34 protein-coding genes are annotated in these 26,895 nt (G+C 62.4%); 3 read left to right on the forward strand and 31 right to left on the reverse strand.

Annotation, left to right across the window (positions count from 1 at the left end; genetic code table 11):
- Window positions 1–5 precede the first annotated feature (5 nt).
- The 3 genes from RPMA_RS17585 to RPMA_RS17595 form a co-directional block, all read right to left on the reverse strand.
- Window positions 6–638, reverse strand: a complete 633-nt coding sequence (locus RPMA_RS17585; RefSeq protein WP_249225260.1) for a trimeric intracellular cation channel family protein — start codon at window positions 636–638, stop codon at window positions 6–8.
- Between the two features lie 77 nt (window positions 639–715).
- Entirely contained in the window at window positions 716–1,030 is a 315-nt protein-coding gene (locus RPMA_RS17590) for a twin-arginine translocation (Tat) (protein ID WP_211908993.1), read from the reverse strand.
- Window positions 1,031–1,178: 148 nt separating this feature from the next.
- The gene (locus RPMA_RS17595; RefSeq protein ID WP_211908994.1) at window positions 1,179–2,711 is read right to left on the reverse strand and encodes an acyl-CoA carboxylase subunit beta; all 1,533 of its coding nucleotides are present in this window, start codon (window positions 2,709–2,711) and stop codon (window positions 1,179–1,181) included.
- 175 nt (window positions 2,712–2,886) lie between these two features.
- On the opposite strand from RPMA_RS17595, the gene RPMA_RS17600 reads away from it, so the two are divergent.
- Window positions 2,887–3,348: a DUF4260 domain-containing protein gene (locus RPMA_RS17600; RefSeq protein WP_211913718.1), complete on the forward strand. Its 462-nt coding sequence runs from the start codon at window positions 2,887–2,889 to the stop codon at window positions 3,346–3,348.
- Window positions 3,349–3,355: 7 nt separating this feature from the next.
- On the opposite strand, the gene RPMA_RS17605 is transcribed toward RPMA_RS17600, so the two are convergent.
- The 10 genes from RPMA_RS17605 to RPMA_RS17645 all read right to left on the reverse strand — a co-directional run bounded on the left by RPMA_RS17605 (window position 3,356) and on the right by RPMA_RS17645 (window position 12,180).
- The gene (locus RPMA_RS17605) at window positions 3,356–3,622 is read right to left on the reverse strand and encodes an EscU/YscU/HrcU family type III secretion system export apparatus switch protein (RefSeq protein WP_211908995.1); all 267 of its coding nucleotides are present in this window, start codon (window positions 3,620–3,622) and stop codon (window positions 3,356–3,358) included.
- Complete coding sequence (locus RPMA_RS17610; protein WP_328516523.1) at window positions 3,619–4,995, reverse strand: flagellar hook-length control protein FliK; 1,377 nt, start codon at window positions 4,993–4,995, stop codon at window positions 3,619–3,621. The genes RPMA_RS17605 and RPMA_RS17610 overlap by 4 nt, the downstream gene beginning before the upstream one ends.
- Window positions 4,938–5,297: a hypothetical protein gene (locus RPMA_RS28425; protein ID WP_328516524.1), complete on the reverse strand. Its 360-nt coding sequence runs from the start codon at window positions 5,295–5,297 to the stop codon at window positions 4,938–4,940. Before RPMA_RS28425 ends, RPMA_RS17610 begins: the two co-directional genes overlap by 58 nt.
- Window positions 5,298–5,351: 54 nt before the next feature.
- Complete coding sequence (locus RPMA_RS17615; RefSeq protein WP_211908996.1) at window positions 5,352–6,140, reverse strand: ATP12 family chaperone protein; 789 nt, start codon at window positions 6,138–6,140, stop codon at window positions 5,352–5,354.
- A 63-nt stretch (window positions 6,141–6,203) separates the two neighbouring features.
- Window positions 6,204–6,371: a hypothetical protein gene (locus RPMA_RS28050; RefSeq protein ID WP_249225261.1), complete on the reverse strand. Its 168-nt coding sequence runs from the start codon at window positions 6,369–6,371 to the stop codon at window positions 6,204–6,206.
- A gap of 183 nt (window positions 6,372–6,554) precedes the next feature.
- The gene (gene bluB / locus RPMA_RS17625) at window positions 6,555–7,187 is read right to left on the reverse strand and encodes a 5,6-dimethylbenzimidazole synthase (RefSeq protein ID WP_211908997.1); all 633 of its coding nucleotides are present in this window, start codon (window positions 7,185–7,187) and stop codon (window positions 6,555–6,557) included.
- 3 nt (window positions 7,188–7,190) lie between these two features.
- Window positions 7,191–8,522 (reverse strand): RluA family pseudouridine synthase, encoded by a 1,332-nt coding sequence (locus RPMA_RS17630; RefSeq protein ID WP_211908998.1) that lies wholly within the window; start codon window positions 8,520–8,522, stop codon window positions 7,191–7,193.
- Window positions 8,523–8,775: 253 nt separating this feature from the next.
- On the reverse strand, window positions 8,776–9,387 hold the full coding sequence (locus RPMA_RS17635) for a hypothetical protein (RefSeq protein WP_211908999.1): 612 nt from the start codon (window positions 9,385–9,387) through the stop codon (window positions 8,776–8,778).
- Between the two features lie 49 nt (window positions 9,388–9,436).
- Complete coding sequence (locus RPMA_RS17640) at window positions 9,437–10,762, reverse strand: replication-associated recombination protein A (RefSeq protein ID WP_211909000.1); 1,326 nt, start codon at window positions 10,760–10,762, stop codon at window positions 9,437–9,439.
- On the reverse strand, window positions 10,759–12,180 hold the full coding sequence (locus RPMA_RS17645) for a DegQ family serine endoprotease (protein ID WP_211909001.1): 1,422 nt from the start codon (window positions 12,178–12,180) through the stop codon (window positions 10,759–10,761). Before RPMA_RS17645 ends, RPMA_RS17640 begins: the two co-directional genes overlap by 4 nt.
- A gap of 187 nt (window positions 12,181–12,367) precedes the next feature.
- On the opposite strand from RPMA_RS17645, the gene RPMA_RS17650 reads away from it, so the two are divergent.
- Together RPMA_RS17650 and RPMA_RS17655 are read left to right on the forward strand one after the other, a co-directional pair.
- The gene (locus RPMA_RS17650) at window positions 12,368–13,381 is read left to right on the forward strand and encodes a zinc-binding alcohol dehydrogenase family protein (protein WP_211909002.1); all 1,014 of its coding nucleotides are present in this window, start codon (window positions 12,368–12,370) and stop codon (window positions 13,379–13,381) included.
- A 358-nt stretch (window positions 13,382–13,739) separates the two neighbouring features.
- The gene (locus tag RPMA_RS17655; RefSeq protein WP_211909003.1) at window positions 13,740–15,203 is read left to right on the forward strand and encodes an OprO/OprP family phosphate-selective porin; all 1,464 of its coding nucleotides are present in this window, start codon (window positions 13,740–13,742) and stop codon (window positions 15,201–15,203) included.
- Window positions 15,204–15,327: 124 nt separating this feature from the next.
- Here RPMA_RS17655 and RPMA_RS17660 read toward each other — a convergent pair whose 3' ends face one another.
- The 18 genes from RPMA_RS17660 to rplN form a co-directional block, all read right to left on the reverse strand.
- The gene (locus tag RPMA_RS17660) at window positions 15,328–16,140 is read right to left on the reverse strand and encodes a c-type cytochrome (protein WP_249225262.1); all 813 of its coding nucleotides are present in this window, start codon (window positions 16,138–16,140) and stop codon (window positions 15,328–15,330) included.
- Between the two features lie 157 nt (window positions 16,141–16,297).
- Entirely contained in the window at window positions 16,298–17,092 is a 795-nt protein-coding gene (locus RPMA_RS17665; protein WP_211909005.1) for an SDR family NAD(P)-dependent oxidoreductase, read from the reverse strand.
- 241 nt (window positions 17,093–17,333) lie between these two features.
- Window positions 17,334–17,750 (reverse strand): 50S ribosomal protein L17, encoded by a 417-nt coding sequence (rplQ, locus tag RPMA_RS17670; RefSeq protein WP_211909006.1) that lies wholly within the window; start codon window positions 17,748–17,750, stop codon window positions 17,334–17,336.
- Between the two features lie 114 nt (window positions 17,751–17,864).
- A complete protein-coding gene (locus RPMA_RS17675) occupies window positions 17,865–18,896 on the reverse strand; it encodes a DNA-directed RNA polymerase subunit alpha (protein WP_211913719.1) in 1,032 nt (343 codons plus the stop codon).
- 105 nt (window positions 18,897–19,001) lie between these two features.
- A complete protein-coding gene (gene rpsK / locus RPMA_RS17680) occupies window positions 19,002–19,391 on the reverse strand; it encodes a 30S ribosomal protein S11 (protein WP_211909007.1) in 390 nt (129 codons plus the stop codon).
- A gap of 120 nt (window positions 19,392–19,511) precedes the next feature.
- A complete protein-coding gene (rpsM, locus tag RPMA_RS17685; RefSeq protein WP_211909008.1) occupies window positions 19,512–19,880 on the reverse strand; it encodes a 30S ribosomal protein S13 in 369 nt (122 codons plus the stop codon).
- A gap of 184 nt (window positions 19,881–20,064) precedes the next feature.
- Window positions 20,065–21,018, reverse strand: a complete 954-nt coding sequence (locus tag RPMA_RS17690) for an adenylate kinase (RefSeq protein ID WP_211909009.1) — start codon at window positions 21,016–21,018, stop codon at window positions 20,065–20,067.
- Window positions 21,015–22,346, reverse strand: coding sequence for a preprotein translocase subunit SecY (gene secY / locus RPMA_RS17695; RefSeq protein WP_211909010.1), 1,332 nt, complete (start codon window positions 22,344–22,346; stop codon window positions 21,015–21,017). Before secY ends, RPMA_RS17690 begins: the two co-directional genes overlap by 4 nt.
- 164 nt (window positions 22,347–22,510) lie before the next feature.
- The gene (gene rplO / locus RPMA_RS17700; protein ID WP_211909011.1) at window positions 22,511–23,002 is read right to left on the reverse strand and encodes a 50S ribosomal protein L15; all 492 of its coding nucleotides are present in this window, start codon (window positions 23,000–23,002) and stop codon (window positions 22,511–22,513) included.
- A 116-nt stretch (window positions 23,003–23,118) separates the two neighbouring features.
- Window positions 23,119–23,310 carry a 50S ribosomal protein L30 gene (rpmD, locus tag RPMA_RS17705; protein ID WP_211909012.1) on the reverse strand — a complete coding sequence of 64 codons (192 nt, stop codon included), beginning with the start codon at window positions 23,308–23,310 and terminating at the stop codon, window positions 23,119–23,121.
- A gap of 23 nt (window positions 23,311–23,333) precedes the next feature.
- A complete protein-coding gene (gene rpsE / locus RPMA_RS17710; RefSeq protein WP_211909013.1) occupies window positions 23,334–23,906 on the reverse strand; it encodes a 30S ribosomal protein S5 in 573 nt (190 codons plus the stop codon).
- Window positions 23,907–23,971: 65 nt separating this feature from the next.
- A complete protein-coding gene (gene rplR / locus RPMA_RS17715; protein WP_211909014.1) occupies window positions 23,972–24,334 on the reverse strand; it encodes a 50S ribosomal protein L18 in 363 nt (120 codons plus the stop codon).
- An 11-nt stretch (window positions 24,335–24,345) separates the two neighbouring features.
- Complete coding sequence (gene rplF, locus RPMA_RS17720) at window positions 24,346–24,879, reverse strand: 50S ribosomal protein L6 (protein ID WP_211909015.1); 534 nt, start codon at window positions 24,877–24,879, stop codon at window positions 24,346–24,348.
- Window positions 24,880–24,892: 13 nt separating this feature from the next.
- Window positions 24,893–25,291 carry a 30S ribosomal protein S8 gene (rpsH, locus tag RPMA_RS17725; RefSeq protein ID WP_211909016.1) on the reverse strand — a complete coding sequence of 133 codons (399 nt, stop codon included), beginning with the start codon at window positions 25,289–25,291 and terminating at the stop codon, window positions 24,893–24,895.
- A 14-nt stretch (window positions 25,292–25,305) separates the two neighbouring features.
- Window positions 25,306–25,611, reverse strand: a complete 306-nt coding sequence (gene rpsN / locus RPMA_RS17730) for a 30S ribosomal protein S14 (protein ID WP_211909017.1) — start codon at window positions 25,609–25,611, stop codon at window positions 25,306–25,308.
- A gap of 43 nt (window positions 25,612–25,654) precedes the next feature.
- Window positions 25,655–26,215 carry a 50S ribosomal protein L5 gene (gene rplE, locus RPMA_RS17735; RefSeq protein ID WP_211909018.1) on the reverse strand — a complete coding sequence of 187 codons (561 nt, stop codon included), beginning with the start codon at window positions 26,213–26,215 and terminating at the stop codon, window positions 25,655–25,657.
- Window positions 26,215–26,523, reverse strand: a complete 309-nt coding sequence (rplX, locus tag RPMA_RS17740) for a 50S ribosomal protein L24 (protein ID WP_211909019.1) — start codon at window positions 26,521–26,523, stop codon at window positions 26,215–26,217. The genes rplE and rplX overlap by 1 nt, the downstream gene beginning before the upstream one ends.
- The gene (rplN, locus tag RPMA_RS17745; RefSeq protein WP_211909020.1) at window positions 26,523–26,891 is read right to left on the reverse strand and encodes a 50S ribosomal protein L14; all 369 of its coding nucleotides are present in this window, start codon (window positions 26,889–26,891) and stop codon (window positions 26,523–26,525) included. Before rplN ends, rplX begins: the two co-directional genes overlap by 1 nt.
- Window positions 26,892–26,895: the final 4 nt, after the last annotated feature.

Consider the following 26,895-nt stretch of genomic DNA (forward strand, 5'->3'; position numbering starts at 1 on the left):
AGGCGCTACTTCGTCTCGCTGTCATAGACGAATTTCGGCATTTCCCATTTCAACCGGATTGCCAGCAGGCGGAATGTCAGGCCGACCGCGAAGGCCGCAGCGATGACGATATCCGGGCTGAGCCCGTATGTGATGCCGCCGATATAAAGCAGCCCGGTCACGATCGACACGCTGGCGTAAAGCTCGGCGCGAAACAGCAGCGGCACGTCGTTGCACAGCACGTCGCGGATGACGCCACCGACGCAGCCGGTGATCATCCCCGCCACGACGACGATCAGCAGCGGCTGGTTCATGCTCATGGCGACATTGGCGCCCATGATCGTGAACACGACGAGGCCAATGGCGTCAAGGATGAGAAAGATGGTGTGGAAGCGATGCACGAATTGCGCGATCCCGATGGTGGCCAGCGCCGCCCCGCCCGTCAGCAGCAGCAGATACGGGCTTTGCACCCACCACAGCGGATAGTGCCCGAGCAGCATGTCGCGCACCGAGCCTCCGCCGAGCGCGGTGATGCAGCCGAGCATGGCCACGCCCAGCCAGTCCATGTTGCGCCGGCCAGCGGCCAGCGCCGCCGTCATCGCTTCGGCAACCAGCGCAACCATGGCAAGGGGAAACAGCAGGGCTTCGGTATGGGGCACGATTCGTTCATCCAGAGGACTCGCACGCTCTCTAGCATGAAATCAGCGCTCCGCCTGCCCTGCCGTATTCGCTCGCGCTACCAGTAGCGACGCCGGCGCCAATAACGGCGACGCACCACATAGCGGCGACGCCAGCCCCAATGGCGGCGTCGATAACCCCAGACCCTGCGACGCCGCCAGCGACGACGACGCCAGCCGACCTGCTCCGGCTGCAAGTGATCCACATCTTCCTTCGTCGCGACAGCAGGCTTCGGCGCATCCTCCGCTTTGCGATCATCAAGCGGAGTAAGCGGCGGCAAAGGCGCAGCGTTCACGGTTCCAAACATCTGCACGGTCGCCACAGCGCCCGCAGCGAAGCCGAGACCGAGTTTCAGAAAATGACGGCGCTCCATTCGCGATCCTCCCTGAGGTGTTGTCGCGGCAGCTTCCGACCCACGGGATGAACGAGCGCTGAATGCACGCACCGAAACGCATCTCAAAAGCAGAAGGCCGATAGCGGAAGCTACCGGCCTACCGAAAACACGAATTCAGAATGCGTCGTTACAACGGCATGTTGTCGTGCTTCTTCATCGGCACTTCCACATGCTTGTCCTTCAGCATCGCCAGAGCGCGGGCGATGCGCTTGCGGGTGGAGTGCGGCATGATCACGTCGTCGATATAGCCGCGCTCGGCGGCCACGAAAGGCGACAAGAAGCGGTCTTCATATTCCTTGGTGCGCGCGGCGATCTTCTCGGCATCGCCGATATCCCCGCGGAAGATGATTTCCACCGCGCCCTTCGCGCCCATCACCGCGATCTGCGCGGTCGGCCAGGCGTAGTTCATGTCGGCGCCGATTTCCTTCGAAGCCATCACGTCGAACGCGCCACCATAGGCCTTTCGCGTGATCACGGTGACCAGCGGCACGGTGCACTGGCTATAGGCGAACAGCAGTTTTGCGCCATGCTTGATGAGGCCGCCATATTCCTGCGCGGTGCCCGGCAGGAAGCCCGGCACGTCGACGAAGGTCACGATCGGAATATTGAAGGCGTCGCAGAAGCGCACGAAGCGCGCGGCCTTGCGCGATGCGTCGCTGTCCAGCACGCCGGCCAGCACCATCGGCTGGTTGGCGACGAAGCCCACCGTCTTGCCGGCAATGCGGCCGAAACCGGTGACGATGTTCTTCGCAAATGTGTCCGCGAGTTCGAAGAAGTCGCCCTCGTCCACGACCTTCAGGATCAGTTCCTTGATGTCATAGGGCTTGTTCGGATTGTCGGGGATCAGCGTATCGAGACTGTCATCGGTGCGCTCGATGTCGTCGAAGCTCGGCCATTCCGGCGTGCCTGCGGTGTTGTTGGACGGCAGGAAGTCGATCAGCCGGCGCATCTGCAGCAGCGTCTCGACATCGTTCTCGAAGGCGCCATCGGCGATCGAGGATTTCGTCGCATGCACGCTGGCGCCGCCGAGTTCTTCCGCGGTGACGACCTCGTTGGTGACGGTCTTCACCACATCCGGTCCGGTGACGAACATGTAACTGGTGTTCTTCACCATGAAGATGAAGTCGGTCATGGCTGGCGAATAGACGTCGCCGCCGGCGCATGGGCCCATGATAACGGAGATCTGCGGGATCACGCCCGAGGCCTGCACATTACGACGGAAGACGTAGGAGTAACCAGCGAGTGCGGCGACGCCCTCCTGGATGCGCGCGCCACCGGCGTCATAAAGGCCGATGATCGGCGCTCGCGCCTTCATGGCCATGTCCTGGATCTTGGTGATCTTCAGCGCATGGGTCTCCGACAGCGAGCCGCCGAACACGGTAAAGTCCTTGGCGAAGACGAAGATCTTGCGGCCATTGACGGTGCCCCAGCCGGTGACAACACCGTCACCCGGAATTTTGGACTTATCCATGCCAAATTCCACGGAGCGGTGTTCGACGAACATGTCGAACTCCTCGAAGGATCCCTTGTCCAGAAGCAGCTCGATGCGCTCGCGGGCGGTAAGCTTGCCCTTTGAGTGCTGCGACTCGATACGCTTCTCGCCGCCGCCGAGTTTTGCGCCGGCGCGGCGCGCTTCGAGGGTATCCAGGATCTCTTTCATGTGCTCCAGCCCGTCAAATTCGCGTGTTTTAGCCCGCTTTGGCGGCGGGGTTTGGCCGTCGTTCTAGCATGCGGTTTTCGGGTCTGGAAACGCCCATCCGCATGGCTGGAAAGTGTTGAAAACGCATGGCAACGGCCATCGGCATGCCTATATCCCGGTCAGTCAGGAGGCCGGCATGGCGAATATCGGGATCAACGAGAACAGCGGAGCCGCCACCGGCGGCGTGCGGGATTTGCTGCGCTGGGAGGGCGTCACCCTCTTCGTCGGCATGACACTGTTTTACTGGATTTCCGGCGCATCCTGGCTGCAATACGCGCTGGTGTTCTTCCTGCCTGATCTCGCTTTCCTGGCCTATCTTGCCGGTCCGCGGATCGGCGCCGGCGTCTATAATGCGACCCACGCCACCATCGGTCCATTGCTGCTGGTGCTGTTCGGGCTCGTGACGGCAGAGCCAGTCCCCGGCGCGTTGGCGATGATCTGGCTGGCCCATATCGGCTTCGACCGAATGCTTGGCTACGGCCTGAAATACGAGAGGGGTTTTCACTTCACCCATCTTGGCCGTATCGGCAAACACGCGGCCGCCGCCAAGCCGATTGCGAACAGTGAAACGACCACGAATGAAGTCAAGGCGGCCTGAGCAAGGCTCAGCGGCCGCGACCTGACAGGCGCAGCACGAAGACGAGAACTTCCGCCACCGCCTTGTAGAGCTCTTCCGGAATCTCGTCGCCGAGTTCGACATTGGAGAGCGCGCCGGCAAGCACCTCGTTTTCCTCGATCGGAATATCGTGCGCCTTGGCAACCTCGATGATCTTCTCGCCGACAGCCCCTCTGCCCTTGGCGGTGACACGCGGCGCACCGGTCTTGTCATAATGGAGCGCGACGGCGAGTGCGCGTTTCGGCTGGACGATCATAGCGCGCGATCCAGAAAATGACCGGCTGCGGCCGGCTGCGGCTGCACCGGCGCGCCTTCACGAATGACGATATCGCCGGGCTGCAGATTGGCATGGAGCAGCGCCTGGCTGAGCTGCGCTGCGCCGGCCTGCAATTGCAATGCTGTCGCCGGCCGCTCTGCCCACATCCGCACCGACGTCTTATCACCGGTGAGCGATACCAGCGCATGCACTGGCCCCGCTGGCTCGACATCGAGAGAGAACCGCGCGCGCCAGATCTTCTTCGCCGCTTCGACCTCGCTGCCCTGCCCGTCATCACGCGCGATCTCGAATTGCGCTACCGCCGTGCCATGCGGCATCGCGAATGGAATCTCGAAACTCCAGCGCTGGGCCACCTGATCGGCCCGCTGCGGATAAACGGCATCGACACGATCTGGCAGCGACGCCACCTGATGCAAAGTCTGGCGCGCGATCGCCGCATCGGTGTCGGACAGCAGATGTTCAATGGTGGGGCCGAGTTGTGCATTCGGCGGCAATGTCGGCTGCATCATCGGCTGCGCGCTCGGCAACGCACCGCGCAATGGCGGCGGGGGCACTTGGGGACGCTGGCCAAGGATCTCTGCCAGCGGAGCTCCGGATTGTCCCTTTGCCGCCGGAATGGCCTCCAGCAACGCAGCATCCTCAGACATCGCTTGAGCGAGGATATTCATACTGCGTGTTGCGAGCTGTTGCGGAGCCCCTTCGCGCGTGGCGACCGGCGCGGTCTTGGCAACGGCTCCCACCGGCTGTGTCTGTAGATCCGGCGTTGCAGTGTCGTCAGGCAAGGCCCCATCGGGCGTGACAGAGAGATCGCCCTTCATCGCCGACTTCGGCAGCATCGCGGGTACCAGCGTTGCCGCGGCAGCCTGTATCTGTGCAGGTGTGGTCGGAACGGCGGGCAGCGTTGCTGCACCTGGCTGGGCCTGCGCAGGCTGTTGTGCTGTAGGGGCCGTCGTGGCGCTGCCGTTACTGCCGAGCGCCGTCGTGAGCGCTTGCTTCAACACGATCAGCGCTGCCTTCATGTCCGGCATCGCGCCGGACGCCGGCAGGCCTTGCGCCAGCGAGGATTCGAGAAACAGGCCGGAATTCTGGAAAGCCGTCTTCACCTCGCCGCCCGTCAACTGCGTGTCTAGCTGCGGACGTTGCGCCAGCACCTGCGCCACCGCCTGCTGCAGCTTCGGCGGCAGGTTCGCGAGCGATGTCGCAGCACCGAGATTGGCGAACAGGTTGGCGAGACTGGTCTGCTGCGTCACCGCCGATTGCGTCGCCGTCGAAACGGCCACGGCTTCCTGCGGGGTCAGCGAGAGTTTTGAACTCGCAAGCGCATTGGCGAGAATGAGCTGCGCATTCTGCACCGGATTTGCGCTGCCAGCCGTCCCCCCGCACTGCCGCTGGCCGCCGCTTGCTGCGGCAGGATTGTGAGGCGCACATTGCCATCGTCCGTCTTTGAGACGGCGAATTGCAGAACCTGCCCGGCTTTCAACGGCACCTGCGACTGCACGTCGATGGTGCTGTGACCGATGGCAACGCGAACCTGATTGTCGGGCGAGACCGAGAGCACACGGCCGGCTATCGTGCTGCCGGGCTGAAACGCGACTTCACTCGCAACGCCCTGGGCATTGACGACTGGCAGGATCGAATTGACAGCATTCGGCATGGCATGCACCGGACAATGGTGCAGCCACCCTAGTTAACGAGCATTAACCTGTCGTTAAGACGCCGCGGCCTTCAGCGCGGCGACCACCGAAGCGGCGGCGCGGAAGTCCGTCTCGCGGGCGGCACGGCGCTGCGCGACCTCCTCATCGAGCCCCCATTTCTCGATATTCCAGTCCTCATCGACGAAGGCCGCAGACCAGACCTGATCGGCATCCAGCCGCCCCCGCAGCAGCGCCAATGCGAGCAGCGCCGAGCCGGTGATGGTGGTCACCATATGCAGCGCCGCCACCATCCAATTGTCAGTCGGCAGCGCGCCGCGCGCGATGGCGAGTGCCTGTTCGGGCTGGCTCACATGCATCACACCTTCGGCGAGGATAAAATGCGCGCCGAGGTCGTCCGCTGCCCAGCGCAGCACCGGGTCCCACGCCGCTGCCTCGCGCGCGATCAATGCTTCCGGATGCGAGGCGCGGTAGAACAGCAGATCCGAATTGAAATACTTGGCGATGTCGTCGCGCACGGCTGCGATCTGCTCATCGGTCGAAATCGCATCGAGCACACTGTTGGCAAGCCGGGTCACCGGCATGCTCAGGGGATCGATGAATTCCTGCTGTGCATTCCATTCGGCAACGATGATGTCCGCGATGGCGCGCGACGGCGCTGCAAGCAGATTGCGGGACGGCGTGCGCACGGTCTTGTCGTCGAGCGTGATGGCATGCCCGCCATCGCCCAAGCTGACATCCGCCTTCGTATAGAAGCGCTTGCGGCGCGCGCCCGTGGATTTCTCACGAGATTCCTGCACCGTGAATCCGGGCTTGCCATAGACGTCGTCGAACAGTTCACGCATCGGTCATCTCACTCGAATTTTCTGATCGCAATTTACGCGATGCCGGCGCCCTGTGCGAGGCCCTCAGCGATTGGCGCAGGATCGCGAATAGGCTGCGCGCTCGTTCGGGCCGAGCCCGGCCGCGGCACCCTGCTGCAAGCAATTGGTGACGCGGTCGCCGAAGGATGGCGGCGCCTGTTTGGGGACATAGTTCTGCGACGGCAGGTCGCCCATCTTCGGTACCACCGGCACCTCGATCTTCGGGGCGGCGGCGGAGGTGGTGGCGGCACGGTCAGCGCGCTGCTGCCCGGCGGCAGCATCTGCGCATGCGCGGAAGTCGCGGCAAGCGCGAGCGCGAGGACGGTAGCGTGCAGGCAATGGCGAAACATCTGGCTCATATCGTCACGATCTCCGGCGCGCTCAAGGGCGGACATATCAACGCCTGACGATGAGATCCGTTGCAGGCCGGCGCCGTTCCCAGCCGACACGCTCCAGTTCGGGGCGATCGTCCTCGGTCTCGGGATAGCCGATGCAGAAATAGCCGATCAGGCGCCAATGGGCAGGCACATTGAGCGTGGCCTTGATCGCATCAGGATCGAGGATCGACACCCAGCCGACGCCGATCCCCTCGGCACGCGCCGCAAGCCACAGGGTCATCACGGCCGACACGGCCGAATACTCCGCCATTTCCGGCATGGTGCGGCGGCCAACACCATGGCCCACATCGGTCTCGCGGTCGGCGAACACCGCCAGATGGCACGGCGCCTCGCGCAGGCCGGCCAGCTTGAGTGTCGCATAGAGTTGCGCCCGCTCGCCGTGGAAGGCGCCGAGCGCCTCCTCATTGCAGGCCGTGAAATTCTCCAGCACGGCCTGGCGCCGCGCGGGATCATCGACAATAACAAAACGCCAGGGCTGGCTGAGCCCCACCGATGGCGCGAGACACGCCGTATCGATCAGCCGTCCCAGCGCATCCTCCGGCAGCGGATCGCTGCGGAAGCGCCGGACGTCGCGGCGCCACGCAAACAGATCATGCAAACGCGCGCGAAACTGATCGTCGAATTCCGGCAAGGCTCAATCTTCCGGTGCGTTTTCGATCGGATCGAACCGGTCATGCTCGAGCCCGAGCAGATTCCACGACTGCAGCATATGCGGCGGCAGCGGCGCGGTGGCGTCGATCACGCCGCCACGCGGATGCGGAATGATGATGCGGCGCGCGAGCAGATGCAGTCGGTTCTGCAAACCGCCCGGCAATTGCCAGTTCTCGATGTTGAAATATTTGGGATCGCCGACAATGGCGTGGCCGATATGGGCCATATGCGCGCGCAGCTGATGCGTGCGTCCCGTCACCGGCTTTAGCGAGACCCAGGCAAGCTTCTGGCCGGAGGTCTCGACGACCGCATAGTAAGTCACCGCATGGCTCGCGCCTTCATCGCCATGCTTGGCGACACGCATGATCGTGTCTTCCTCGTTCTCTTCCTTCGCGAGATAGGTCGAGATGCGGCCCTGCTTCGGCTTCGGCACGCCGGCGACAAGCGCCCAATAGAATTTCCGCGCCGAGCGTTCACGAAACGCGCCGGTGAGAAACGAGGCGGCGAAGCGCGTCTTGGCGATCAGCAGACAGCCCGAGGTCTCGCGGTCGAGACGATGCACGAGCCGCGGCTTCTGTCCCTTGGAGTCGCGCATCACTTCAAGCATCATGTCCACATGACGCGTCATGCCCGAGCCGCCCTGCACGGCAAGGCCGGCCGGCTTGTTCAGCACCATCACGTCGGGATCCTCAAAGATCGTCATCGCCTTCAACGCGTCGAGCGTTTTTTGCGCGGCTTCGGAGAGCACGCCGACCGTCTTCGGCGCATCGAGCTTCAGCGGCGGAATGCGGACGGTCTGCCCGGCTTCCAGACGATCCTTGCTGTCGGCGCGCTTGCCGTTCACGCGCAGCTCGCCTTTGCGGACGATGCGCTGGATGTGCGAGAAGGACAGGCCCGGAAAACGGGCCTCGAGGAAGCGATCGACGCGCATGTCGTTCTCGTCGGGCGTGACGATCACGGTCTGCACGCTGGTCGGCATGATCGCCGGCTCGGCCTCTGCCTTGGCCGGCTTCTCGATCACAGGTTCAGGTTTTCGCGAACGCAACGGGCCACCGGCAAAGCGCGTCGGTGCCTTGCTTCCGGTCCGCGCAGCGGATGGCCGCTCGCTCCGTTCCGGGCGTTCCGATCGTTCAAACCGTTGCGGACGCTCGGATCGTTCGAAACGTTCCGGGCGCTCGGCGCGCTCAAACCGCTCCGGTCGCTCGGAGCGTTCAAATCGCTCGCCCCGCTCGGCAGCACGCGCGCGCGGCGGACGCGCGCTGGTGGGCCGCTCCGCATCGCCGCGCTCGGACCGGAAGCGTTCGTCCTTCTCCATCGCGCGCTTGGAAGGCGTTCTGGCAGGCCCTTGGCAGCCTTCTTCGCCGCCGCCTTGGCCATCGTGGCGCCCGGCTTGGCGCGGCCGGAACGGCCACCGCCTCCGGTGCCACGTTTGGCGGGGGATCTCGTATCGCGGCGGCTCATCTGTAACTCCAGGGGAAAGACCGTCCCTAGCGCATCTACCGACCGGGGTCACGGTCAAATCGCCCGTCAGCCCAAACCTTCAGGTTCCGCCCACCCGATTGCCCGCGTCAGCGACGGAAACCGCCATACGGGGACTGACCGGACAGCAGGCGCTGCGTCGGGGAGACCTCGTCGGCTTGATATTGGGTGACGCTGCCCTCAAGCGACAAAGTGAGGTTCGGAATCGGCTGAAACGCGATGCCTGCGCGCGCCGTGTATCCGGCTGCGATACTGGTATCGGAACTGAACGGTGCCAGTGCGGTGCCGATGCCCGGACGGTAGTTCAGGGTGTCAAAGCCGGCAAAGACCGTGACGGGCAGATCTCCGGCGCCCTTGAACGCGTAGCCGGCCACTGTGCTCTGGGCGGTAAGCCCACCGAAATCGCTGGTGGTGCCGGCCCAGCCGAGGCCCATGCGATCAAAACTGGCGGCCTCGCTGCGCACGAATGCACCGGTCCGGAAATTGGACTTCCAGTCGCCGTCAGCCGCAGTACCGGCGTCGAAACCAGGGAAATTGCCGTAACTCGTGACGCCGGCATCGGACCAGCCGCCGAGACCGAACGGCCCGTTCGGCACCCAATATCGCACCGGCGCCGCCTGCTGAGCCCAAGCGGCCTGGGCGATTAGGCAAAATGCTGCAGCGATGGTGGCGCGCAGCGGTTGAGATGTGACAATCGACATCAGGCCTCGTCCAACTGATGGGCGCATCGCGCCGTAACTTACCCTACGCTTATGTGCTTTTGGCGGCGCGCAGCTTCGCCCAATAGTCCAGCCGCTTGCGAATCTCGCGCTCAAAACCGCGCTCGGGCGGATCATAGAAGGTCTGGCGCCCGAGGGCTTCCGGGAAATAGTCTTGGCCAGAGAAGGCGTCCGGCGTGTCGTGGTCGTATTGATATCCCTCGCCGTAGCCTTCCGACTTCATCAGCTTGGTCGGCGAATTCAGGATGTGCTTCGGCGGCAGCAGCGAGCCGCCTTCCTTCGCCGTCCGCATTGCAGATTTGTAGGCCATATAGGCTGCATTCGATTTCGGCGCGGTCGCGATGTAGATCACCGCCTGCGCGATGGCGAGTTCGCCTTCCGGGTGGCCGAGAAAATCAAAGGCATCCTTGGCGGCATTGCAGATGACGAGCGCCTGCGGATCGGCGAGCCCGATATCCTCGACCGCCATCCGCACCACGCGGCGTGCAAGGAACAGCGGATCCTCGCCGGCATCCAGCATGCGGCACAGGTAATAAAGCGCAGCATCAGGATCGCTGCCGCGCACCGACTTATGCAGGGCCGAGATCAGATTGTAGTGACCGTCCGCCGACTTGTCATAGATCGGTGCGCGACGCTGCAGGATGTCCTGCAACTGCGTCGCGTTGAAGACCTCATCCGTGCGCGCTGCGCGCCAGACTTCCTCAGCCAGTGTCAGCGCCGCGCGGCCATCGCCGTCGGCCATGCGCACGAGCACAGCGCGCGCCTCGGCATCGAGCGGCAGTGGGCGGCCTTCGACCTTTTCGGCATTGGCAAACAGTTTTTCGATCGCCTCCGCGTCATGCGACTGGAACACCAGCACACGCGCGCGCGACAGAAGCGCCGCGTTGAGTTCAAAGGAAGGATTTTCCGTCGTGGCACCAACGAGCACCACGGTGCCGTCTTCCATCACCGGCAAGAACGAGTCCTGCTGCGCCTTGTTGAAGCGATGCACCTCGTCGACGAACAGCAGCGTGCCACGGCCCATCTGCCGGCGCGCACGTGCGGCGTCAAAGACCTTCTTCAGATCGGCAACGCCGGAGAACACGGCGGAGATCTGCTCAAACTGCAGGTCGGTGGCATCGGCAAGCAAACGCGCAACGGTCGTCTTGCCGGTGCCGGGCGGTCCCCAAAAAATGAGCGAACCGAGCGTACGGGTTTCCAGCATGCGCGTCAGCGCGCCATCGGGACCGAGGATGTGATCCTGCCCGACGACATCGGCCAGCACACGCGGCCGCAGCCGCTCCGGCAGCGGACGCGGCGCGTCCTGCTCCATCCCGGCTGCAGCGAAGAGGTTGGCCGATGGTTGCTTGACGCTCATCCGCCCAGCGTGACGTTGATCTGCTGGCCGCCGCGGACGACGACGATGCGCCACAGCCGTGCGCCTTCGCCCGTGATCTTTTCGAGATCGCTGGTCTTGCCGATCTTCACGCCATTGACCGCGAGGATGAGGTCACCCTTCTGGAAGCCGACACCGGCCGCAGTTGCCGTCTCGCTAAAGTCGGTGATGACGACGCCCTCGACACTGGAATCCAGCCGCATCTCGTCGGCGAGCGCCGGCGAGATGTTTGCGACCTTGGCGCCCTGGAACGGCGAGCGCCCCTTCAGCACGATTTCATCGCGGCCCGTATCCGGTGCGGCTTCCAGCGCGACGGTGAGTTTCACCGGCTTGCCGCCACGCTGCGCATCGAGCTGCGTGGTGCCGCCCAGCGGACGGGTAGCAAAGCGATACTCGAAGGCGTTGGGATCATCGATGGCCTGGCCATCGATGGCGGTAACGAGATCGGAGACCTTGAGCCCCGACTTCGCTGCCGGGCTGTTCGGCGTCACATTGACGACCAGCGCGCCCGACGGCGTCTTCAGGCCGAGCGTCTCGGCGATCTCCGGCGTAACGTTCTGCAGCCGCGCGCCAAGCCATGGGCGCTTCACTGCCTTGCCGCCTGATTTGGCCGAGGCAACGACGACGCGAACCATGTTCGCCGGAATGGCAAAGCCGATGCCCTGCGAGCCGCCGGAGCGCGAGAAGATTGCGGTGTTCACGCCAACCAGCTTGCCGTGCATGTCCACCAACGCGCCGCCCGAATTGCCGGGATTGATCGCGGCATCGGTCTGGATGAAGAACTGATAGTCGGTGATGCCGACCTGCGTCCGCGCCAGCGCCGAGATGATGCCGTGGGTCACCGTCTGTCCAACACCGAACGGATTGCCGATGGCGAGCACCACGTCGCCGACGAGAAGATCATCGGAATTCGCAAAGTCGAGCGTCGTGAACTTTTCCTTGGCATCCTTGATGCGCAGCACCGCGAGATCGGTGCGGCTATCCTTGAGCACGATTTCCGCCTCGAATTCGCGCTTGTCGGAGAGCGAAATCTTAACCTGGTCGGCGCCCTCGATGACGTGATTGTTGGTGACCACGAGGCCCGCCGCATCCACCATCACGCCCGAGCCGAGCGAGCGCTGCATCTGCTCCGGCTGCATGCCCTGCCCGCCGAAGAAACGGCGGAAGACGGGATCATCGAGCAACGGATTGCGGTTCTGCACCGTCTTCGCCGCATAGACATTCACCACTGCCGGCTGCACCCGCTGCACGATCGGCGCGTAAGACAGCTTCAGCTCGGTAGGCGATGTCGGGACCTGCCGATTCTGGGCCGAGGCCGGGCTCAGGGACAGGACGCTCTGGGACAGGACAATGGCGCACAAAGCCGAAACAGTCGCAGCACGGCGAAAAAATGGAATCATCGGGACCTCTTTGGCGGGAAATCGCCGGGAATATAGGCCCCTCAGCGGGGCAATAGAAGGGCAGGAACCGGCCTGTCACGGTCCTGTTGGCCTCCTCTCACCGATATCTGTGGAACCGGCGATCTTGCAATTCGGCGCCCGCCGCGACAGCTAGGGAGGGCGTTACGCCAATCCCAAGGAGAGCCCAATGAAGGCCGTCGGCTACACCAAATCCCTCCCCATCACCGATGAAAAGGCCCTGTTCGACTTCGAGGCCGACAAGCCCGAACCCAGAGGTCGCGACATCCGCGTGACCGTGAAGGCGATCTCGGTCAATCCGGTGGATTTCAAGGTCCGCAAGCGGGCGGAGCCGAAGGCCGGCGAGACCAAGATCCTGGGCTATGACGCCGCTGGCGTGGTCGATGCCGTCGGCCCCGACGTCGCCATGTTCAAGCCCGGCGACGAGGTGTTCTACGCCGGCTCGATCCTGCGCCAGGGCACCAATGCGGAATTCCACCTGGTCGATGAGCGCATCGTCGGCCGCAAGCCGGCTTCGCTCGGCTTCACGGAAGCGGCCGCCCTGCCCCTCACTGCCATCACGGCCTGGGAGCTGCTGTTCGACCGCCTGGGCGTTGCCCCGGGCAAGAGCCTCGATCAGCGTACGCTGCTCATCATCGGTGGCGCCGGTGGCGTCGGCTCGATCCTGATCCAGCTCGCCCGCCGCCTCACAGGCCTCACGGTGGTCGCGACCGCGTCGCGGCCCGAGACCGTGAAGTGGTGTCAGGATCTTGGCGCTCATGCGGTGGTGGATCATTCGAAGCCGATGAAAGAGCAGATCGAAGCATTGAAGCTGCCGCCGGTCGCGCTGGTCGCCAGCCTCACCGGCACCGAGCAGCATTACAAGGCGCTCGCCGATATCATCGCGCCGCAGGGCAAATTCGGCCTGATCGATGATCCCGCCGAATTCAGCATGGCCGCCTTCAAGGGCAAGGCCGTCTCGGTGCATTGGGAATCGATGTTCACGCGCTCGTCATTCCAGACGCCCGACATGATCGCGCAACATCATCTTCTCAACGATGTCGCCGACCTCATCGACAAGGGCGTGCTGCGTACGACACTCGACAAAACCTTCGGCACCATCAATGCCGCGAATCTCAAGCGCGCCCACACGCTGCTTGAATCCGGCAAGTCGCACGGCAAGATCGTGCTTGAAGGCTGGTAACGGCCAATTTGTCGCAGGCAAAATCCCGCGACGCGATACTCACTCGCGGAAAGCGCATCTGCGGATGCGCTTTAATCGCCTAATTAGCTATCTAAAATAGCTATTTTGAAAAACAACCTGTGCTCCAAAAGCGACACCGCCGCATAGTCGCCGGAATCCGCTGCGGGTTTTACAGAACTGTCACAAGGCGAAACTAGGTTGCCCCCGAGCTCAACAGTGGCTCGCTTGTAAAATTTGGAGAGCATCCCAACGACGGGATCACTCCTTTCACAAGTCCACAAACACAGATCAGCACGCATCACCACCTGCGAAGCAATTCGCGGGGCGTGTGGGATTTTGTCTTCTACAGGGGTCATCTATGTCTTTCACGACACACAAATTCTTGAGCACGGTCGCCGTGCTCGGCGCGCTGGCCGTATCGAGCCAGGCGCATGCACAAGCCACACAAGACGACGTCGCAGCTCTGAAGGCGCAGCTCCGCGCGCTGGAAAAGAAGCTCGACAGCGTTCAGAAGCAGGCCAACACCACGCAGAAGCAGCAGGCTGCCGCGCAGGCCAATTGGGCCAACGCCAACGCCGCCATGCACAAGAAGGCCGTGCCGTTCGTTGACGCACGCCTCACCATGCCCGGCAACCGTCCGACCTTCTGCACCGGCGACGGCATGAACTGCGTCGCCATCACCGGCCGCATTCACTTCGACGCCGGCGCCTATTCGTTCTCGCCGAAGTCCGGCGATACCCGTCCCACAAGCGTCAATGATGGCATCAATGCCCGTCGCGCCCGCCTCGGCCTGATCGGCACCTACAACAAGGATTGGGAATACGGCCTCATCATCGACGCCGGCGGCACCACCGACGGCGATGCCGTGCTCAACAACGCCTATGTCGCCTATAAGGGCGTCAAGGGCCTCGTGATCCAGGGCGGCTACATCAATGTGCCCTATACGCTCGATGAATCGATCAGCTCGAACAACACGCTGTTCATGGAGCGCTCGGCTTCGCAGGTGCTCGCCACCAGCATGGCCGCCGGTGACTTCCGCTCCGCCTTCGGTGGCCACGTGTTCGACAAGCATTACTGGGTCGGCGCCTATGTCACCGGTCCGACTACTGGCGCTGGTGTCAATCACTCGATCCCGCAGCCGCTCGGCGCCACCCTCCGCGCCGTCGCAGTTCCCGTGAACAACGACATCTCCACCGTTCTCGTTGGCTTTGACGCTCTTTATCTTGCTGAGACCGGCGCGACCGTCTCGAACAACGTCACGATCAACAACCAGCTGACGATGTCTGATCGTATCGAAGCTCGCATCGATCCCGCGACCAATGCACTGCTCAACACCAGCCGCATGATCAACGTCAACAGCGCGCATGTTCTGAGCGGTGAAGGCGCTGTTCGTTACGGCAGCTTCCTGGCGACGGGTGAATACTTCAACTACAGCGTCCAGCGCAGCGGCGGGTTCGGCGACCTCAACTTCGAAGGTGGCTATGGTCAGGCAGCCTACGTTCTCACCGGCGAATCCCGCAAATACAGCTCGTCGGCTGGCGCCTTCGGCGGTGTTGCTCCGGCCCGTCCGGTCAACTTCTCGACCGGCGATCTCGGCGCATGGGAACTGGCGGTTCGCTACAGCTACGCCAACCTCAACGATCTCGACATCCGCGGTGGCGAACTGAAGAGCACGACGGTCGGCCTCAACTGGTACGTCAACAACAACATGCGCTTCATGTTCAACTGGATCCACGGCACCGTGGACAAGTTCAACACGGCTGGCACCAACACCGGCGCCGATTACGACGTGTTCGCGATGCGCACCCAGGTTGCCTGGTAATATAGCGCGACGCGCTTCAGTAACCTTCCAGGCTAAGGGGCTGAATGCCCTCGGCCCCATAACGAATGAGGCAGCGCTCCGGCGCTGCCTTTTTGTCTGCGATGATGGCGGCCGAGCGCGTGAGCTAGCGCGGCGGCAATGTCCGCACGAATGCCACGATGGCATCCTGATCCTGCCGCGTCATCTTCGCATAGGACGCGTAACCCATCGGCGGCTTGAGCCTGCGTCCGTCGCGCGAGACGCCCTCGGTCATGGCACGCCGGATTTCATCGTCGCTCCACTGGCCAAGGCCTTCCGTCGGGTTCGATGTGATGTTGGCGGAGACGACCTGCCCCCACGGCCCTTTGAACAATTTACCGCCCTTACCCGCTGCATTCGCGTAGTCGTGCCCGCCTGAGCCGCGCGGCGTGTGACACTCCAGGCAATGTGCGATGGCCACGAGATACCGTCCGCGCCTGAGCGGGTCCGCCATCTCCGCATCCTTCATCTGCGTCCCAACGTAAGGCGGCTTCTCCCGTTCTAATTTCGCACGGTATTCTGGCGGCGGCATCTCCCTGCGCACCGCCGGGACAGATCTCAGATAGGCAACGAGCGCATCCAGATCACGCGCCGTCAGAACCGAATAGAACGCCGTCGGCATGATCGGCGCTGCATTCACGCCGTCAGGCTTCGTCCCGGTGACGAGGAATGTCCTGAGCTCGGCATCGGTCCAGTGGCCGAGGCCAGTCTCCTTGTCAGGCGTGAGATTCGCACCAGAGACCTTGAATGCCGGCTCATCGAATTGCTGCGATCCGCCCGACAGCAGGCGCGAGACATCGAACCCGTTCGGCCCACGCGGTGTGTGACAGTTATGGCAGGTCATGACGTCGGCGAGATAAGCGCCACGCTCGACCAGTGTCTCGGCCGTCGCAGCCGTCGTCCCGAGCGCCAGCAGCACTCCCGCTATCCATCTCCGCAAACCTGCCCCCAAAGGTCGAACGCCAGCCGATACACGACCAGAAATCATACCCTCTGCTGCGAGAGAAGCTGCGGAGATGGACTAACTGCGAATTTCAGAAAATGATCAGCACGCCTTTAGAAAGCGCGCTGATAGATCAGGCGATCGTCTGCACGATTCCGCCTTCTGCACGGAGCGCGGCGCCGTTCGTGACCGACGCTTCTTTCGACGAAACGAACACCACCATGTTTGCGATCTCATCGACGCTGGCGAAGCGCTGGATCAGCGACGTTGAGCGGTGCTGTTTGACGAAGTTTGATGCAGCCTCATCCAGCGACTGGCCATTCTGCTTGGCCAGATCCTTCACAAAGGTCTCGACGCCTTCCGACATGGTCGGCCCCGGCAGCACCGAGTTGACGGTCACGGCGGTGCCCTTTGTGAGTTCGGCGAGGCCGCGTGAGATCGCGAGCTGCGCGGTCTTCGACATGCCGTAATGGATCATCTCGCTCGGAATGTTGAGGCCCGACTCCGACGAGATGAAGACGATGCGGCCCCAGTTGCGCTTCAACATGCCCTGCATGTAAGCGCGCGACAGCCGGACGCCGGACATGACATTGACGTCAAAAAAACGCGTCCAGTCTTCATCCGGAATATCGAAAAAGCCCTTAGGCTCGAAGATGCCGGCATTGTTGATCAGGATATCGACATCCGGCAGTGCAGCGACCAATGCCTTGCAGCCATCTGCCGTCGAGACGTCCGCCGCGACGCCTGTCACCTTGGCGCCCGGGATCGCCTTGCCGATCGCAGCGATGGCGGCATCCACCTTCGCCTGGTTGCGGCCGTTGACGATGACCTCGGCGCCGGTGCCCGCAAGACCTTTGGCGATCGCGAGGCCGATGCCGGCAGTGGAGCCCGTGACGAGTGCAGTCTTGCCAGTCAGATCGATCTTCATTGGACGCTCCATGGGTAAGGAATGGAGCTGATATTGGAACTGGGATGTGGAGGCGCAATAACCCTCACGCGGCGGTGAAGCACTGCCGCGTAGCCCAGATGAAGCGCAGCGCAATCTGGGGGCTGCGTTTCAACAATCTCTGCTGTCCCCGGGTTACGCTGCGCTCCACCCGGGCTACGAACGAGCACAAACAAAAACGGCGCCCGAAGGCGCCGCTTTCAGAACTCAAATGCTTTGCAGCTTATGCCGCGTCGGCTTCAGCGCCCTGCACCGGGCCCGAATCCTTGCCCTTGGCGTCTTCGTCGCGATCGACGAATTCGATCACGGCCATCGGAGCGTTGTCGCCGTAGCGGAAGCCGGCTTTGATGATGCGGGTGTAGCCGCCCTGACGATCAGCATAGCGCTTGGCCAGCACGTCGAACAGCTTGCGAACCTGATCCAGGTCCTTCATCTCGCTGATGGCCTGGCGGCGCTTGTCGAGGCCACCCTTCTTGCCGAGGGTGACGAGCTTCTCGACGATCGGGCGGAGCTCCTTGGCCTTCGGCAGCGTGGTGACGATCTGCTCGTGCTTGATCAGCGACGCGCACATATTGGCGAACATCGCCTTGCGGTGCTCGGCGGTGCGGTTGAGTTTGCGATGAACCTTGCCGTGACGCATGGGAGTAGTCCTCTATTCAATTGCCGCGACGGTTCGTCGGGACATCATGTTGCAGGTGGGCCGCCTGCGTTCGCCCAGAACAAGGCCGGGTTACCGGCCTTGTTCGAAAGTTGCTCAGTAGTGGTCTTCGAAGCGCTTGGCCAGCTCGTCGATATTCTCCGGCGGCCAACCGGGCACTTCCATGCCGAGATGCAGACCCATCTGGGCCAGCACTTCCTTGATTTCGTTCAGCGACTTGCGGCCGAAGTTCGGGGTACGGAGCATTTCCGCTTCCGACTTCTGAACGAGGTCGCCGATGTAAACGATGTTGTCGTTCTTCAGGCAGTTTGCCGAACGCACAGAGAGCTCGAGCTCGTCGACCTTCTTGAGGAAGGCCGGGTTGAAAGCGAGATCCGGGATGACTTCCTGAGCGACTTCCTTGCGGGGCTCTTCGAAGTTCACGAACACATTGAGCTGGTCCTGCAGGATGCGGGCCGAATAGGCAACCGCGTCCTCGGGCGTCAGCGCGCCGTTGGTCTCGATGGTCATGGTAAGCTTGTCGTAGTCGAGGATCTGGCCCTCACGGGTGTTCTCGACCTTGTAGCTGACCTTGCGAACCGGCGAATACAGGCTATCGACCGGGATCAGGCCGATCGGCGCATCTTCCGGACGGTTGTGCTCGGCAGCGACATAGCCCTTGCCACCCGACACGGTGAATTCCATGCGGATTTCAGCGCCATCGTCGAGGGTGCAGAGCTGCAGGTCGGGATTGAGGACGACAACGTCGCCCACGGTCTGGATGTCACCAGCGGTGACGGCGCCCGGGCCCTGCTTCTTCACGACCATGCGCTTCGGGCCTTCGCCCTGCATCTTGATCGCGATGTCCTTCACGTTCAGCACGATGTCGGTGACGTCTTCACGCACGCCGGCGATCGAGGAGAACTCGTGCAGAACGCCATCGATGTGGACGGCCTGAACGGCAGCGCCCTGCAGCGACGACAAAAGGATACGGCGCAGCGCGTTGCCGAGGGTCTGACCGAAACCACGCTCGAGCGGCTCAGCGACGAGGGTCGCGAAACGCGAGGGATCGCTGCCAGGGGTTACCTGCAGCTTGTTGGGGCGGATAAGCTCTTGCCAATTTTTCTGGATCGTCACTGTGTCACCCATGGCCATCGAAATCTCTGGCTTGGAGATCGCGGAGAAAGTCCGCGTAAAACTACGTCGAACGCAATTGCGGGCGGCTGAGCCACCCGCAATCCAAATAGATAGCGATTAAACGCGACGGCGCTTGCGCGGGCGGCAGCCGTTATGCGGCACCGAGGTCACGTCGCGGATCGAGGTGACGGTGAAGCCGGCGGCCTGCAGCGCGCGGAGCGCCGATTCACGACCCGAACCCGGACCGCCAACCTCGACTTCGAGGGTGCGCATGCCGTGTTCCTGCGCCTTCTTGGACGCGTCTTCAGCAGCGACCTGCGCAGCATACGGGGTCGACTTGCGCGAGCCCTTGAAGCCCATCGTGCCAGCCGAGGACCAGGCAATCGTGTTGCCCTGCGCGTCGGTGATGGTGATGGTGGTGTTGTTGAACGACGAGTTCACGTGAGCGACGCCCGAAGCGATGTTTTTGCGTTCGCGACGACGGACGCGGCCGGCTTCCTTTGCCATTGTAGACCTTTCTAGAGATATCAACGCCGCCGTATTGCCAGCGGCTACACCGAAAAAATGCAAACGACGAACAGGGAGTAGCGAATGCTCGCCACTCCCTGCCCGCCTTAAGCAGCTAAATTACTTCTTCTTGCCTGCGATGGCCTTGGCCGGACCCTTGCGGGTGCGCGCATTGGTATGCGTGCGCTGGCCACGAACCGGCAGACCGCGACGATGACGCAGGCCACGATAGCAGCCGAGGTCCATCAGACGCTTGATGTTCATGCCCGTCTCACGACGGAGATCGCCCTCGACCAGATAGTCGCGGTCGATGACTTCGCGGATCTGGAGCACTTCGGCGTCGCTCAGCTGATTGACGCGGCGCTCCGGGGTGATCTTCACCTTCTCGATGATGTCGGCAGCGTTCTTCTGGCCGATGCCATGAATGTACTGCAGCGCGATCAGGACGCGCTTGTTGGTCGGGATGTTTACACCGGCGATACGGGCCACAACTTCTCTCCTGTCACCAGCCGATCATGAACTGGCATTATCTTCAATTTGTCGGGCGGGCATTCACAAAACGCGAATACGACGCCCGTCCCTCAACTCAGTGGGGCCCGGCATCGTCTGGAATCTTCCGACTGGATGAGGGCCGTATTTAGAGACACAACGCAGATACGTCAACCGCCCGCGCTTAGCGCTTGGCTCGCTTTTTCGCGAGCTTTCGCACCGACTTGGCGGCCTTCTTGACCGCCTTTTTCACCGTTTTGGCCGCCTTTTTGACGACTTTCTTGGTGGATTTCGTGGTTTTGGCCTTTTTGGCCACTTTGGAACCCGCTTTCGCGGCCTTCTTCGGCGCCTTCACGGCCTTTTTGGCAGCTTTCTTGACCACCTTCTTGGCGGTCTTTTTAGCGGTCTTGGCCTTCTTCGCCGGCGCCTTCGCAGCCTTCTTGGCTGGAGCCTTCGCCGATTTGGCCTTCGCGGCCTTCTTCGGCGCGGCCGACTTCTTGGCCGGCGCCTTCTTGGCAGCCCTACGAGAGGGCTTGGCCGAACCACTGTCTTCGCGAATCGCGGCAAGCACGCGGTCAATTTCCAGCGTCACTTCATCGATGGACATCATGCCATTGATGGTCACGAGCTTGCGCTTCTCAGAATAGTAATCGATCAGCGGCTCGGTGGAGGCACGATAGGCAGCCAGGCGCTTCGACAGCACTTCCGGCGTATCGTCTGCACGCACGGCTTCGCCGCGCGCCATCATCTCGGCGACACGGGTTTCCACGCGCTCGAGCAGCGCGCTCTCATTGACGCGCAGTTCGACAGCGGCGTCGAGATTGAGACCCTTGGACTTCAAGAGCACGTCCAGCGCTTCGGCCTGCGGCACGGTGCGCGGGAAGCCGTCGAGGATGAAGCCATTGGCGGCATCCGCCTGCTCGATGCGATCCGAAATGATTCCGATCACCACCTCGTCGGGCACCAGACCGCCAGCGGCCATGATGTCCTTCGCTTTGAGACCGATCTCGGTCTCGGCAGCCACTGCTGCACGGAGCATGTCGCCCGTGGAGAGCTGCACGATCCCGTGGCGCGCCACGAGACGCTGTGCCTGTGTTCCCTTGCCCGCCCCCGGCGGCCCGAGAAGAATCAGTCTCATTTACGCCGGCCCTTCAGCTTCGACTTGCGGATCAAACCTTCATACTGGTGCGCCAGCAGGTGGCCCTGCACCTGAGCGACCGTATCCATGGTCACGCTGACCACGATCAGCAGCGAGGTGCCGCCGAAATAGAATGGGACCGCCGCATAGGAGATCATGATTTCCGGGATCAAGCAGACCACTGCGAGATAAGCGGCGCCGACCACTGTGATACGCGACAGCACGTAGTCGATATATTCGGCTGTCCGCTCGCCCGGACGGATGCCCGGAATGAAGCCGCCATGCTTCTTCAGATTGTCGGCGGTCTCGGTCGGGTTGAACACGATCGCCGTATAGAAGAACGCGAAGAACACGATCAGCGACACATAGAGAACCAGGAACAGCGGACGACCATGGCTAAGCTGGGTCGTCAGCATCTGGAACCACTCGGGCCCCTTCCCTGCATTGAAGCTCGCAATGGTCGCCGGCAGCAGCAACAGCGACGATGCGAAGATCGGCGGGATCACGCCCGACGTATTCAGCTTCAGCGGCAGATGCGAGGACTGGCCCTCGAACATCTTGTTGCCGACCTGGCGCTTCGGATACTGGATCAGCAGGCGACGCTGGGCGCGCTCGACGAACACGATGAAGGCGATGACCACGACGGCCATCACGATCACGACCAGGATCAGGCCCGTCGACAGGGCGCCCTGACGGCCGAGTTCGAGCATGTTGGCGATCGCCGCCGGAAGCTCGGCCACGATGCCCGCCAGAATGATCAGCGAAATGCCGTTGCCGATGCCGCGCGAGGTGATCTGCTCACCCAGCCACATCAGGAACATGGTGCCGCCGGTCAGCGTCACCGACGCCGAGATCAGGAAGAACATGCCGGGCTCGCTGACCACATTGCCGGCGCTCTGCAGGCCCGCCGCAATGGCGTAGGACTGAAAAGCAGCCAGGATGACGGTCAGGTAGCGGGTATACTGGTTCAGCGTCTTGCGGCCGGCCTCACCCTCTTTCTTGAGGGCTTCGAGCTGCGGCGACACGGTGGTCAGAAGCTGGATGATGATAGATGCCGAGATATACGGCATGATGTTCAGCGCAAAAATCGCCATGCGATTGATGCCGCCGCCCGCGAACATGTTGAACATGCCGAGGATGCCGCCGGCCTGCTGGCGGAACACCTGCTCCCAAGCCGACGGATCGATGCCGGGCAGCGGAATATAGGTGCCGAGCCGATAAACAAGCAGCGCACCCAGGGTGAACCAGATGCGCTTCTTCAGTTCTTCGGCCTTGCCGAGCGCGGCAAAGTTGAGATTGGAGGCGAGTTGCTCTGCTGCGGAAGCCATGTCGGACTTTCTCCCGAACCTCCTGAACCGAGGTGTCTGCGTGATCGAGACACCCGGTGAGGCCGGACGTTACTTTGTGCTCGGTATTGATAGAATCCAGCGGAGATAAAATCTACCCGAACACCGCGCAAGGCCGCCTGCGGTCGCAGGCGGCGCGCAGGTCATCAGGCGGCTTCGCCGTCTTCCTTCTTGGCGGGCGCAAGGATGGTCACCTTGCCGCCGGCCTTCTCGATCGCCTCGACGGCAGCCTTGGAAGCACCGGCGACTTCGAGCTGGATCTTCGCCTTGATCTCGCCACGGCCGAGCACACGCACGCCGTCCTTGGCGCGGCGGATCACGCCGGCTTCGACGAGCGAAGCTGCGGTGATCGTGCCCTTCGACGCGTCGAGCTTCTTGCTGTCGATCGCATCCTGGAGACGGTCCAGGTTGATCTCGGCGAAGTCGAGACGAAAGATGTTGTTGAAGCCGCGCTTCGGCAGACGGCGATGCAACGGCATCTGACCGCCTTCGAAGCCCTTGATGCGCACGCCCGAACGTGCGGTCTGGCCCTTGCCGCCACGGCCGCCGGTCTTGCCCTTGCCAGAGCCAATGCCGCGGCCGATGCGCATACGCTTCTTACGGGAGCCGGCGTTATCGGCGATATCGCTGAGCTTCATCGTTCTGTTTCCTGTTTCGTCCTGCCCTTCCGGAGCGGCCAAATGGCCGTTTTGCCGTCAAAAGCAGTGTCATCCTCGCGGCACCGTGTGGCCAGCTCGAGACGACGTGAAAGTCCTTAGTCCTCGACCACGCGGACGAGGTGCTGCACCTTGGCGATCATGCCGCGAACTTCAGGAGTGTCCTGAAGTTCGGTCACGCGGCCGATCTTGTTGAGCTTCAGGCCGACCAGGGTCGAGCGCTGCGAGTGGTGACGGCGGATCGCGCTGGCGATCTGCTCCACCTTGAGGGTCTTTGCGGCCTTGGCCATCGTGATTACTCCGAAAGTCAGGCTTACTCGGCGACCACTTCCGCATCCGAGCCAACGCGGCGCGACTGCAGGGTGGAAACCTTGAGGTTACGACGAGCGGCGACCGAACGCGGCGAATCCTGATGCTTCAGCGCGTCGAAAGTGGCGCGAACCATGTTGTACGGATTCGACGAGCCGACCGACTTGGCGACAACGTCCTGGATGCCGAGCGTTTCGAACACGGCGCGCATCGGGCCACCAGCGATGATGCCAGTACCGGCCGGCGCTGCACGCAGATAGACGCGGCCCGCACCGTGGCGGCCAGCGATATCGTGATGCAGCGTGCGGCCTTCGCGCAGAGCGACGCGCGTCAGGTTGCGCTTGGCGCTGTCGGTTGCCTTGCGGATCGCTTCCGGAACTTCACGGGCCTTACCGTGACCGAAACCAACCCGCCCCTTCTGATCGCCGATGACGACCAGCGCGGCGAAGCCGAAACGCTTACCGCCCTTAACGACCTTCGCCACACGGTTGATGTGGACGAGCTTATCGACGAATTCGCTATCACGCTCTTCCCGGGGGCCCCGGTCGCGTCCGCCGCGTTCGCGTTCACCTGCCATGGTGTTTTCCAATCTTTGCGAAGCTTTCGCTTCTGTGTCCGTTCAATTCGATGAATGCCAAAGGCTTAGAAGCTCAGCCCGCCTTCGCGAGCGGCATCAGCCAGCGCTTTGACGCGACCGTGGTACAGGTACTGACCACGATCGAAGATCACTTCCTTGACGCCATTTTTGACGGCGCGCTCGGCGAGGAGCTTGCCGACGGCCTGCGCCGCATCGACGTCCGCACCGGTCTTGCCACCATCGCGGAGACCCTTCTCCAGCGACGAGGCCGAAGCGAGCGTCTCGCCCTTCAGGTCGTCGATGACCTGCGCGTAGATGTGCTTCGACGAACGGAACACCGAGAGACGCGGACGACCATTGGCATTGCGGCGAATGGCCAGACGAACGCGCTGCTTGCGCCGGGCATTCGTAATCTTGAGTTTCGACATGACCCGCTCCGTTACTTCTTCTTGCCTTCCTTGCGGAAGATAAATTCGTCGGAATAACGAACGCCCTTGCCCTTATAGGGCTCCGGCGGACGATAGCTGCGGATCTCAGCCGCAACCTGACCGACGCGCTGCGAGTCGATGCCAGCGACGTTGATCTCGGTCGGCTTCGGCACGGTGATCGTGATGCCTTCCGGGATCGTGTACACGACGTCGTGGCTGTAGCCGAGCGCGAGCTGCAGGTTCTTGCCCTGCAGCGCGGCGCGGTAACCGACGCCGGTGATTTCGAGCTTCTTCTCGAAGCCCTTGGTGACGCCTTCGAGCAGATTGTTGATCTGCGCGCGGGCGGTACCGTACAGCGAACGCGCGCGCTTGGTTTCCGCACGCGGAGCGACGGTGATCTTGCCGTCCTTCAATTCGACCGAGACGTCGTCGTGAACGACGAACTGAAGAGCGCCCTTCGGGCCCTTCATCTTGACGGTCTGCCCTTCGACATTCGCGGTGACGCCAGAGGCGATCGCGACGGGCTTCTTGCCTACACGGGACATGAACTATCCTTCCTCAGAACACCGTGAAGAGAACTTCGCCGCCCACATTCGCGTCGCGCGCGGCGTGGTCAGCCATAATTCCCTTCGGCGTCGACAGAACCGAGATACCGAGGCCATTGCGGACGCGCGGCAGGTTCTTCACCGAGACATAAACGCGGCGGCCAGGCTTCGACACGCGAGAGATCTCGCGGATGACCGGCTCGCCATCGAAATACTTGAGTTCGATCTCAAGCTCGGAGCGGCCATTGGCATGCTCGATCGAGGCGAAGTCACGGATGTAACCTTCGCTCTTGAGAACTTCGAGCACGTTGGCGCGCATCTTGGAGCCCGGGGTCGAAACCTTGGATTTCGTGCGCATCTGCGCGTTGCGGATGCGGGTGATGAGATCGCTGATCGGATCGTGCGTAGACATGTGCGACCCTCCCCTTACCAGCTCGACTTGACCAGGCCGGGAACCAGGCCATTCGACCCGAGTTCACGCAGCGCGATACGGCTGAGCTTATTGAGACGATAAACCGAGTGCGGACGACCGGTCACTTCACAACGGTTCTGGATACGAACCGCCGACGAGTTACGGGGCATCTCGGCCAGCTTCAGGGTGGCGGCGAACCGCTCTTCCATCGGCTTGTCCTTGTCGGCGATGATGGCCTTGAGACGGGCGCGCTTCGGCGCCGCGTTCGCGGACATCTTCTTCCGACGGTTGTTCTTTTCGATTGAACTCTTCTTTGCCATGCTTGGCTCCTGGGTTACCGCGTTTGAACAGCTCGGAAGCTGCTCACTGCCGGAACGGGAAATTGAAAGCGGTCAACAAAGCGCGGGCTTCGTCATCCGTGCGTGCGGTCGTGCACACCGTGATGTCCATGCCCAGCGGCGAATCCCCGGCTTTATCGAAATCGATTTCCGGGAAAATGATGTGCTCCTTGAGGCCGAGCGAGTAGTTGCCGCGGCCGTCGAAGCTCTTGCCGTTGAGGCCGCGGAAGTCGCGGACGCGCGGCAGTGCGACGTTCACCAGGCGATCGATGAACTCGTACATCTTGGTCTTGCGCAGGGTCACCTTGGCGCCAATCGGCTGGTTTTCACGCAGCTTGAAGGTCGCGATGGCAACGCGCGAATAGGTCACGACGGCCTTCTGGCCGGCGATCAGCGAGAGGTCAGCAGCAGCGGTTTCGGCCTTCTTGCGGTCGTTGACGGCTTCGCCAACGCCCATGTTCAGGACGACCTTGGTCAGCTGCGGAACCTGCATGACGTTCTCGTAGCCGAACTGTTCGATCAGCTTGGCACGAATGCTTTCGTCATACTGCGCGCGCAGGCGCGGAGTGTAAGCGGTCTCGGACATTAGATCTCAGCTCCCGAACGCTTGGCGACACGCACCTTGGTGCCGTCTGCCTGAATCTTGAAACCGACGCGAGTCGGCTTGCCGTCAGCACCGACGATGGCGATGTTCGACAGCTGGATCGGCGCCTCTTTCGAGATGATGCCGCCTTCCTGGCTCTGCGACTGCTTCTGGTGACGCTTGACCATGTTGACACCGCGCACCAGCGCCTTGCCTTCTGTCGGACGCACTTCGAACACCTCACCGGTGCGACCCTTGTCGCGGCCGGTCAGGACGATGACCTTGTCACCCTTGCGGATCTTGGCAGCCATTACAGCACCTCCGGCGCGAGCGAAATGATCTTCATGTGGTTCTTGGCACGCAGTTCACGCGGCACGGGCCCGAAAATACGGGTACCGACCGGCTCGGACTGATTGTTGATCAGCACGGCGGCGTTGCGATCGAAGCGGATGACGGATCCGTCCGGACGGCGGATGTCCTTGCGGACACGCACCACGACGGCCTTCATGACGTCGCCCTTCTTCACCTTCCCGCGCGGGATGGCTTCCTTGATCGAAACGACAATAACGTCGCCAACGGATGCATAACGGCGCTTGGATCCCCCAATCACCTTGATGCACATGACACGGCGTGCGCCAGAATTATCGGCCACGTCGAGGTTGGTCTGCATCTGAATCATTGAT

Origin of the sequence: Tardiphaga alba (assembly GCF_018279705.1) — a bacterium.
GTDB classification, from domain to species: Bacteria; Pseudomonadota; Alphaproteobacteria; order Rhizobiales; family Xanthobacteraceae; genus Tardiphaga; species Tardiphaga alba.